The organism is Roseovarius sp. (assembly GCF_048262375.1).
In the GTDB taxonomy this organism is placed as follows: domain Bacteria; phylum Pseudomonadota; class Alphaproteobacteria; order Rhodobacterales; family Rhodobacteraceae; genus Roseovarius.
The window spans coordinates 1-10,345 of the sequence record NZ_JBLXFE010000046.1 but is presented as its reverse complement, the minus strand read 5'-3'; the positions used below and the strand labels follow the sequence as shown (position 1 = coordinate 10,345).

The window sequence follows — 10,345 nt, the reverse complement described above, 5'->3', positions numbered from 1 at the left end:
AACCTGCTTGCGTTGTTGCGCGAGTATTGGCGCGAGTCCCGCCCTGAAGGCTGGCTTTTCCCGGGCAAACCCAAGATCAATCCGCTGTCGCCGCGACAGTTGAACCGGGCGTTCACCTCGGCCAGCGGCAACACCGACAGCCTTGACGTCGGCGTCGGCACCGACATGAGCTACGTCTGGGGCCTGGAGGCCAATCTCATCGGTGAGTGCCTTGATGCTGATGGCGCCACGCAACTGTCGCGCAGCCGTTCGAGCAGCATCTTGTGCCTCAGGGTCAACATCTCGGATTGCATTATTGATGTTCGCGTTGTGAAGAGCGACGGGATCGATGTCTTTTTCGGTCAGAAGCCGGACAGACGAAGCAAACTTCTTCTCCTGTACCCACCAGGCAATAACCTCCATCTCTTCCATGAAGGATCCAGAAACGAGGCCAGCGGTTGGCTTGACTGTACAGGCGACGCGCTCTCCTGAGGCCTTGACGACCAGCATGTCGAAGGTGTGTTTGTGTTCGCCGCGCGACCCAAATTTGAAACGCACCTGCTCACGAACATCAACAATATCCGGCCGAGCGAAGAGGATGCTTTGGTGGTCAAATTCGAGTTTGGATTCAGACTGGATATGCACACCCAAGCGAACGGCAAAGACATAAATCAGGGTCAAAAGCCCAAGTACGGAAACCCGCTGGTGCTCTTGCTGAGCATGCCACCCGTTGAGGAGGCGGCACCCATCGCCTGCGAGCCTGGCAAAATTGACTTCATAACCTTCTTCCTGAACCGGGCTCGTGTTCCAGTAGGCTGGCGTTGTGCGCCTTCATAGAGCGAGCCCGCGAGGAAACACATTCCTGCTCGCAAACGCCCGCGAATAATTTCCGGGACCACTGCAGCACCAAAAGAAGCATTGCGGCCTGTCAGAGAAATCGGAATTCATGGACACCATTTGGGGTTGAGCAGCGGATGTTTTGCTGCATAGATTGCCATTAACCTCCACCGACAACGCCTCCTGATTTTCACGCACTTTCATAAAGTTACCAGACATGACCGCACTTGATGACCTATTGAATTCGTACAGAACCGCGGCAGTTACGGAACGCGAAAAAGGTACCTACCTCGAGCGTCTCGCCTGCGCCTTTCTGATGACTGATCCGGTCCAGGCGGAGGAATATTCCCAGGTGTGGACATGGTCCGACTGGGCCAGCGAGACTGGGCGAAACGCCAAGGACATCGGGATAGACCTGGTCGCCAAGCTTCGGAATGAGGAAGGCTTCGCGGCGATACAGTGCAAGTTCTACGCGGCGACGCATCGGATCCAGAAAGCGGACATTGACAGCTTTATCTCCGCGTCCGGCAAGGCTCCCTTCGTCCGGAGGGTGGTAATCGACACGACCGAGGTGGACTGGGGAACCAATGCCGAGGAGATGGTCACGGGGCAATCCATTCCCGTTGTTCGCCTATCACTGACACATCTGCGGGAAAGTCCGATCGACTGGGCGCTTTTCGGGGTCAAGGGCGAGGCTGTCCTTTCAGCCAAGAAAAAGCTCCGCCCCCACCAGATCGAGGCGCTTGACGCCGTCCGCGCCGGGCTGGCGGAAGCTGACCGAGGCAAGCTCATCATGGCCTGCGGCACCGGCAAAACCTTCACCTCCCTGAAGATCGCCGAAGACCTCGTCGGCAAGGGAGGCCGCGTCCTTTTCATGGTGCCGTCTCTGGCCTTGATGTCCCAGACCGTCCGGGAATGGACAAACGACACCGACACTCCGCTAAGGTCCTTTGCCGTCTGCTCGGATGCGCAGGTCGGCAAACGTCGGGTGTCGAACGATGATGCCGCCGAAATCGAGGCGCATGACCTCGCCTTCCCGGCGACCACCAACCCGGAACGGCTGGTGGCCAAGGCGGGTCAGGATGATCCCGAACGCATGACAGTCGTGTTTTCGACCTACCAGTCCATCGGCGTCCTCGATGCTGCGCAGACGGCCGGACTGCCGCCCTTCGACATAATCATCTGCGACGAGGCGCACAGGACCACCGGTGCCACGCTGGCCGGTGACGAGGACTCCAATTTCGTTCGCATCCACGACGACAGCTATGTCGCCGGCCGCAAGCGTCTCTACATGACCGCTACGCCGCGGATCTTCGGCGATGCGGTGAAGACCAAAGCGGACGAGGAAGCCGCCGTGCTGGCCTCCATGGATGACGAGGCGCTCTACGGCAAGACGCTGCTCCACAAGGGCTTTGGGTGGGCCGTTCAAAAGGGTCTGCTCACCGACTACAAGGTGATCGTCCTCGCCATGGACGAAGGCCTCGTCAGCGCCAATGTCCAGAAACGTCTGGCTGACCAGAACTCCGAACTCGACCTCGACGACGCCACCAAAATCATTGGCTGCTACAAGGCGTTGACGAAGCAGAACCTGAAACAGGATATCTCCTTCGATCCGAAACCGATGAAACGCGCCCTTGCCTTCTGCAAGAGCATCGCGGCCTCCAAACTTATTCGAGACGAGTTCGCCCATGTCGTGGCGGAATACACGGGCGATGATGCCCTGATCGAGGAAGACGCGCCCGCCGATCCCGACCGTCTCGACATCGAGATCGAGCACGTCGACGGCACCTTCAACGCCAAGTCCCGCAACCAGCTTCTCGACTGGCTGAAGGACGACGCCGAGGGCAACACCGCCCGCATCCTGACCAACGCCCGCTGCCTGTCCGAGGGTGTCGACGTTCCCGCGCTTGATGCGATAATGTTCCTGCATCCGCGCAAATCCCTGATCGACGTTGTGCAGTCCGTCGGCCGCGTCATGCGCCGTGCCGAGGGCAAAAAGATGGGCTACGTCATCCTGCCCGTGGGCGTCCCTGCCGGCGTCGAACCCGAGGTAGCCCTGCGCGACAACGAACGCTACCGCGTCGTCTGGCAGATCCTGAACGCCCTGCGCGCCCACGACGAACGCTTCGACGGCACCATCAACCAGGCCTCCCTCGGTCAGGACGTCTCCGACCGCATCGAGATCGTCGGCGTCACCCGGGAATCCGAGGAGCTGAAATCCATCACCCACGAGGTGACCGAACTCCCCACGCGCAGGGCGCAGCCCCAGGCCGGCGTTGGCCAGGGCGGCGACCGTGGCGACATCGTCATCGAAGGCCCCTCTGCCGAGCAATACGAACTCTTCATCGACGAATTCTCCAAGGCCATCATGGCCAAGATCGTCAAGAACTGCGGCACCCGCGATTACTGGGAAGACTGGGCCACCAACATCGCCGAGATCGCGCAGCGCCACATCTCGCGCATCACTGGCATCCTGGCTGAACCGGGCACCAAGGCCCGCGAGGCCTTTGACGGCTTTCTCGCCGAGCTGCGGGACGACTTGAACGACAGCATCTCGGAACAGGACGCGATTGAGATGCTGGCCCAGCACCTCATCACGCGCCCGGTGTTCAAGGCGCTCTTCGCCGGGCACCAGTTCACCGACCAGAACCCCGTCTCGCGCGCCATGCAGCAGGTGCTGGACGTGCTGGACGAGAACCGCATCGACAAGGAAACCAAGGACCTTGAGAAATTCTACGACAGCGTCCGCAACCGCGCCCACGGTATCACCGACCCCCAGGCCAAACAGCGCTTGATCGTCGAACTTTATGACAAGTTCTTCCGCAACGCCTTCCCCCGCACGACCGAGAAGCTGGGCATCGTCTACACGCCGGTCGAGATCGTCGATTTCATTCTGCACTCGGTCAACGAGATGTTGCAGGAGCACTTTGGCCAGTCCCTCGGCTCGCGCGGCGTCCACATCATGGACCCGTTCACCGGCACGGGCACCTTCATCACGCGGCTGCTGCAATCCGGCCTGATCGCGCCGGAGGAGCTGGAGCACAAGTATCGCCACGAGATCCACGCCAATGAGATCGTTCTGCTGGCCTACTACATCGCCGCGATCAACATCGAGGCGGTCTATCAGGGCGAGGCCAAGAAGAACGAGTATGTCCCCTTCGAGGGGATCTGCCTCACCGACACCTTCCAGATGTATGAGGGCGACGACGAACTGGCGCTCTACATGCCCGACAACTCCGAACGCCGGACCCGGCAGAAAGAGCTGGATATCCGGGTGATCGTTGGCAACCCGCCGTATTCTGCAGGTCAGACAAACGCGAATGATAACAATGCAAACGTCGGATATCCTGCACTCGACGAAAAGCTTCGCAGCACCTACGCGGCCAGATCAGGGCAAACCTCTGTCAAAAGCCTATATGATAGCTACATTCGTGCATTCCGCTGGGCATCTGACAGGATCGGGAGCGCTGGTGTATTAGGGTTCGTAACAAATGCGGGCTGGGTGGAAGGAAATTCCGCAGATGGCATGAGAGCTTGCCTCGCAGAAGAATTTAGCAATCTTTACGTCTTCCATCTTCGCGGAAATCAAAGAACCACGGGTGAACGGTCACGCCGCGAGGGAGGGCAAACGTTCGGATCAGGCAGTCGTGCGCCAATAGCGATTTGCATCTTCGTAAAGGACCCCGACGCACCAGAGGCAGGAAAAATCTACTTCCATGACATCGGCGACTATCTTACTCGCGATCAAAAGCTGGCCATCGTGCGAGATTTTGGAAGTGTCAGTGGTGTAGTGGAGCGCCAAGCCTGGCAGGAGATTGTTCCCAATGAGCATCATGACTGGATTAAACAACGAAGCGGTGAGTTTGAAAAATTCCTTTCGATCGGAGACAAGAAGGACAAAACTGCTCTCACTGTGTTTTCCACATACACACTCGGCGTTGCCACGGGTCGCGATGCGTGGTGCTATAATAATTCGACAAAAAAATTAATGGAGAACATTTCGAGCTTGATTCGAGAATACAACGATATTCTTGCTCGAGGAAATGCGTCTGGAAACCTTGAGGATTTTGAAAGAGCTCTCAAAGTCGATCCTACTAAGATTAGTTGGAATCGAAATTTTACCAACGATCTCCTGCGCGGAAGACGACATGCGTTTCACGAGACTTCGGTGCGTCTGGGGCTCTATAGGCCGTTCTCAAAATCCCCTCTGTATTTTGGACGAGACCTAAACGCGATGATCTATCAGATACCCAAAGTTTTTCCAAATGATGAGGTAGAGAATCGTGCGATTGGAATGTCTGGTCCAGGATTTAGAGGAGGATTTACTGCCCTCATGACAGGTTGCATCCCTGCGCTCCATGCAGCGGATCGAGATGGTGCTCAATGCTTCCCCCTCTACCTCTACGACCAGCAGGACGAGGAGCCTGGCGGTCTCTTCGAAGGCCAGTCCTCCGGCCTCCAGCGCCGTGACGCGATCACCGATGCCGGGCTGGCGCATTTCCAAGCGGCCTATCCGGCCGAGGAGATCACCAAGGAGGACATCTTCTACTACGTCTACGGCCTGCTGCATTCGCCCGACTACCGCGACCGCTACGCAGACAACCTGACCAAGGAACTGCCCCGCATCCCCTGCGTAAAGACCTATGCCGATTTCCGCGCCTTCTCCGAAGCCGGACGACGCCTTGGCGACCTGCATGTGAATTACGAGACGGTGGAGCCCTACCCCGTCACCTACAAGCAGGGCGATCCGCGCACTTGGGTGGTGAAGGACCCGGTGGCCTTCTACCGCGTCACCAAGATGAAATTCGCCGGCAAGCGCGGTGACACCGACAAGACCAATGTGATTTACAACGCCAACATCGCCATGACCGACATCCCGCTGGAGGCATACGACTACGTCGTTAACGGAAAGCCCGCGCTGGAATGGGTGATGGAACGCCAGGTGGTCAAGACCGACAAGGCCAGCGGCATCGCCAACGACGCCAACGACTACGCCAACGAAACCATGGGCGACCCGGCCTATCCGCTGGATCTCTTCCGCCGCGTCATCACCGTGAGCCTCGAGACGATGAAGATCGTGAACGCACTGCCGAAGCTGGACCTGCCGAAATGAGTTTTCTGCGGCTGCTTCCGGTTATCTTCATGATCCCGTCCATTTCAGCGGCACAGAGCTTTTCCTGTGGCATCGGCGATCGGCCAGCCTGTCTTGGATATGGCGATACGGTTTGCTCCAGCCGCGGAAAATGCGTCAGCCAAGACGCCGCCTGCTTTGAAAGCTACCAATGCAATTACGAAGGGTTCACCTGCAAATCGAACCTCACCGAATGCGCTGAGGAATACGATGGGCTCCAGACCCGCTACAACTCGCTCGTCAACGATTACAACGAGCTGTTGGATGACAGTCGGGAAATGCGCGATGCATTCAAAACCGCCCTGGAGGAGCTGGATGAGACGCAGAACGCATTATCGAATGTTCGCTCCGATCTGTTCTTTGCAAGACAGGAGCTTGATGACGCACAGGACGCTTTGACAGAAATACAAACTTGCATCGAAGGGCTTGGACGTTTCGACGATCCGACCTCCTGCCTGCACTGATTGCCCCACGAAAGGTCATTCCATTGCTGAATTTCTTCAAACGTCGAGCGGCGGTGAGTCGTGAATTCCCCTCAGGCCCCTTTCGATTTGTCGCGCTTGACGTGGAAACCGCCAACCATGATCGGGCCAGCATTTGTCAGATCGGTGTCGCGTGTGTCCGCGCTGACAATTCCATCGAAACCTGGATGACCTACGTCGACCCCAGAACATCGACATGGGCATTCACCGACCTACATGGGATCAGCCAATCCACCGTCAGAGGAGCGCCGAGTTTCGCGGACGCCCTTCTGTTGCTCGAAGCCCCGCTCAGCGGCCTCACCGTCTACCAGCATTCTGGCTTCGACCGAAGCGCGTTCCGAGCCGCATGCACAGCACTCAAACGCGATGAACCCGTTTGGAACTGGCAGAACAGCGTGACCGTTGCCCGTCGTGCATGGCCTGAGTTGAAGGGAAACGGAGGGCATGGGCTCGCGTCGCTGAAGTCGCATCTGCGGCTATCTTTCGATCACCATGATGCCGGGGAAGATGCCAGAGCTGCGGCCGAAGTTGTCTTGCATGCGGAAAGGGCAAAAGGCCTAAAGGTCTGTTTCCACGACGCCTGAGCCATGCGTCGCGGCAATCAGCGATTGCCGTCAGATATCGCCACCGAGATTGCTGCTCTGTCGCCACTGAGCCTGAGGACGAAACCGCAGCTCAGATGTCAGAGACACATGCTCGTCCCCGTGTCAGGAACGGCAAAAAACTGGGGCAAGGCCAGCTTCATTTTCTTGCTCAGAACTGCTATGCCTCAGAAAACACGGAAAATTTAGGCCAATGAAACTCACTTCCAATCCCATCTTGGCTGTTTTTTCTGACCCTCTGCGACGGCATGCTCGCACATTGTCCATTCAAGATGCTGGTGTCGGCGTTGACGGTAGGACTCCATGCGTTGTTGGGTTTGGTGAAATAGCCACGGCCCCACGTCAGAAGAAGGGATTGTTGTTTTCAACTCTCACCCTGACTCTCGATGGGGGAAGGCAAATCCTGCTGCCGGCTGTGCGCGCTTCTGCCGCTCGATCCTTTGCGGAAGCAACCGAACAGGCCTGGACGCGGTTCAACATCAACAAACTCACCGAGGAGGAGTCTGGGATTTCCAGCCTCCTCGCCTCGTTGGAAGCTCTGAAGACACTGCAGCAGTACCCTTCTGCGCATCTGGTCGACCCTCTGGCCAGGCATGCTGCAAATATGAACAGCAGGGTCCTTTCCAAGCTGAACCCAGAAGCGGTGGGGGAACAGGCAATCAAACGCGTAGCGCCGATTGCTACTCTTGCGCGAGATCCTCACCAGATACGAGAAGCGGCGATCAATGCCTTCGTTGATCGACAACTTACCGAATGGAAAGGTTTCTTCGACACCGTTGAGTCAATGCCACTGACGCCTGAACAACGGTTGTCCGTCGTGGTCGATGAAGATGCCACTCTGGTTCTTGCTGGCGCAGGATCGGGCAAGACCAGCGTCATTACCGCCAAAGCCGCTTACCTGTTGAAAGCCGGCATTAGAACGCCCGAAGAGCTCCTCTTGTTGGCCTTTGCAAAGGATGCGGCGACGGAAATGTCAGAGCGGATCGAAGCACGATGCGGCGTGCCGGTTGCGGCCCGTACATTCCACGCGTTGGCCTATGATATCATCGGCGAAGTCGAAGGCGAAAAGCCACCGCTCGCCCCGACTGCGACTGATGACAAGGCATTCCTCTCGCTGATCAAGGACATCCTGCGGGATATCGTCAGCCGCTTGGTCGAAGTGGCCGAAACTGTGATCGGCTGGTTCGCGGGATTCTTCGATGACTTCCCCGAGCCCTGGGACTACCAGTCCGCTCACGATTGGTATTCCGAAGTCGAAAGCCGCAACCTGCGGACGATGAAAGGCGACACCGTCAACAGTTTCGAAGAACTCCTGATCGCGAACTGGCTCTACCGGAACGGCATCAAATACGAGTACGAACCAACCTACGAGCACAAGCTGAAAGGGACCGGTCGGCGAGCCTACACACCGGATTTCCGCCTAACGGAGAGTGGCGTCTATCTTGAACACTTCGGCGTTCGGAAAAGACGATTGCGCGACGGCACCGTAGAACTGACGACAGCGCCCTTTGTCGATCGGGATGAATACCTCGAAGGCATGGAATGGAAACGCCAGGTCCATGCAGAACATGGCACAGTCCTTCTCGAGACCTACAGCTGGGAGCGCGAGGAAGGCCGCCTGCTCGAAGCGCTCGCAGAAAAACTCGCCCCCCATGTTACTTTCCGGCCCATCCCGGACATCGAGATCTACGACCAAGTCACGCAGGTCGGCGTGGTAGACAGCTTCACATCGCTCATCGCCACCTTCCTGCGGCATTTCAAGAACGGTGGCTACCGGATCGACGATTGCGCAGACAAGGCATCAAACTTGAAGATGGGCAAACGCGCTGAGGCATTTCTCAAGATATTCGGCGCCGTTTTTCGTGAATATCAGTCCAGACTCGGTGAGCGTATTGATTTCGAGGACATGGTGAACCGGGCCACTTCGCTGGTGGAGAACGGGCGCTACGAAAGCCCCTTCCGCCACATCCTTGTCGACGAGTTTCAGGATATCTCAACCGGCCGCGCAAAGCTGATCAAGGCACTCAAGGCGCAGCATGCAGATGCAAAAATCTTCGCTGTAGGAGATGACTGGCAGTCTATCTACCGGTTTGCGGGGTCCGACATCCATATCATGAGGAACTTCGGAACCGAGTTCGGAGGAAAATTTGCCGGCCAATCCGGAGTTCACCGCGCGGTTGACCTTGGCAGAACCTTTCGTTCCGTGGACAAGATCGCACTTGCTGCTCGGCGCTTTGTCCTCTGCAATCCCGCACAGATCACGAAGACGGTCATACCTGCTGGTGAAACAGATCAGCCTGCAATCAGGATCGCTTGGACGAGACGCGAAACCGGCGATCAAGTGATGGAGGCAAGCCTGGCTGCGCTGGCGTCAGAACCGACGGTCAGCGACCGCCAACCTTCAGTGCTACTGCTTGGTCGATACCGTTTCCTCGAACCGAATTTGCGAGACCTCCGCCGACGGCATCCTGGACTGTCGATCAACTTCAAGACCATCCATGCCTCGAAAGGGCTGGAAGCCGATCACGTCATCATTTTGGGCGCGGACAATGCCCGGATGGGTTTCCCCTCGATGATCGTGGATGATCCCCTGCTGAGCCTGGTCTCGCCAGAAGCCGAGCCCTTCACCAATGCAGAAGAACGACGCGTAATGTATGTCGCCATGACGCGCGCCAGGCGCACTGTCACAATCATGGCATCGGAAGCCCGTCCATCACCCTTCGTCACGGAACTTCTGAAGGATCCGAGCTACGACGTCGCCAGCCCGCGGGAAGCGGCTGAACATACGCACACCTGCCTGCAGTGCGGCGGACGCTTGCTCCATATGCCCGGCCAGGATGGACCTGGCTGGTATCGTTGCGAGCACGTGAAGCTCTGCGGAAATCGGATGCCCGCATGCCCCGGCTGCGGCATCGGCTTGCCGCTACGTGAAACGCCTGGAAAAGAGCCGACCTGCACGGATTGCGGCGCTATTCAGCAAGCGTGCCCAATATGCCCTGATGGCTGGCTGGTTGAACGAAACGGGCGCTTCGGACCGTTTCTCGGATGCGTCCGCTTTCCCGATTGTGAAGGTAAGTCGAAGATACGGGAGACGACATAGGGTGCACTTCGGCCCCAAGTCGACGTCGAACAGCGTCCAGTGATCCTGTATGTGCAGCCCACTTGTCAGACATTCGTAGTAAGTGGACCTGTCGCGGTTTCGTGCCGCCCCAAGTGCTCGTTTAAGCCACCTTTCGTTCGAAGGCGACAGGGCTTTTCCAGCCCAATGCTGAGTGTCGGCGGCGCGGATTGTAGAAGCCGTTGATGTATTCGAA

The 10,345-nt window shown here is 57.6% G+C and carries 5 protein-coding genes and 1 pseudogene; all 6 read left to right on the top strand.

Translation table 11 applies throughout. The features are described from left to right. Nucleotides 1–123, top strand: a pseudogene (locus tag ACN0SW_RS19735) (integrase); the annotation flags it as partial. A gap of 375 nt (nucleotides 124–498) precedes the next feature. Next, nucleotides 499–816: a hypothetical protein gene (locus tag ACN0SW_RS19730; RefSeq protein WP_417729614.1), complete on the top strand. Its 318-nt coding sequence runs from the start codon at nucleotides 499–501 to the stop codon at nucleotides 814–816. 217 nt (nucleotides 817–1,033) lie between these two features. Further along, nucleotides 1,034–5,929: a DEAD/DEAH box helicase gene (locus ACN0SW_RS19725; RefSeq protein ID WP_417729613.1), complete on the top strand. Its 4,896-nt coding sequence runs from the start codon at nucleotides 1,034–1,036 to the stop codon at nucleotides 5,927–5,929. Then, complete coding sequence (locus ACN0SW_RS19720) at nucleotides 5,926–6,411, top strand: hypothetical protein (RefSeq protein WP_417729612.1); 486 nt, start codon at nucleotides 5,926–5,928, stop codon at nucleotides 6,409–6,411. Before ACN0SW_RS19725 ends, ACN0SW_RS19720 begins: the two co-directional genes overlap by 4 nt. Before the next feature lie 23 nt (nucleotides 6,412–6,434). Continuing rightward, nucleotides 6,435–7,013: an exonuclease domain-containing protein gene (locus ACN0SW_RS19715; protein ID WP_417729611.1), complete on the top strand. Its 579-nt coding sequence runs from the start codon at nucleotides 6,435–6,437 to the stop codon at nucleotides 7,011–7,013. Between the two features lie 211 nt (nucleotides 7,014–7,224). After that, nucleotides 7,225–10,131 carry a UvrD-helicase domain-containing protein gene (locus ACN0SW_RS19710; protein ID WP_417729610.1) on the top strand — a complete coding sequence of 969 codons (2,907 nt, stop codon included), beginning with the start codon at nucleotides 7,225–7,227 and terminating at the stop codon, nucleotides 10,129–10,131. Nucleotides 10,132–10,345: the final 214 nt, after the last annotated feature.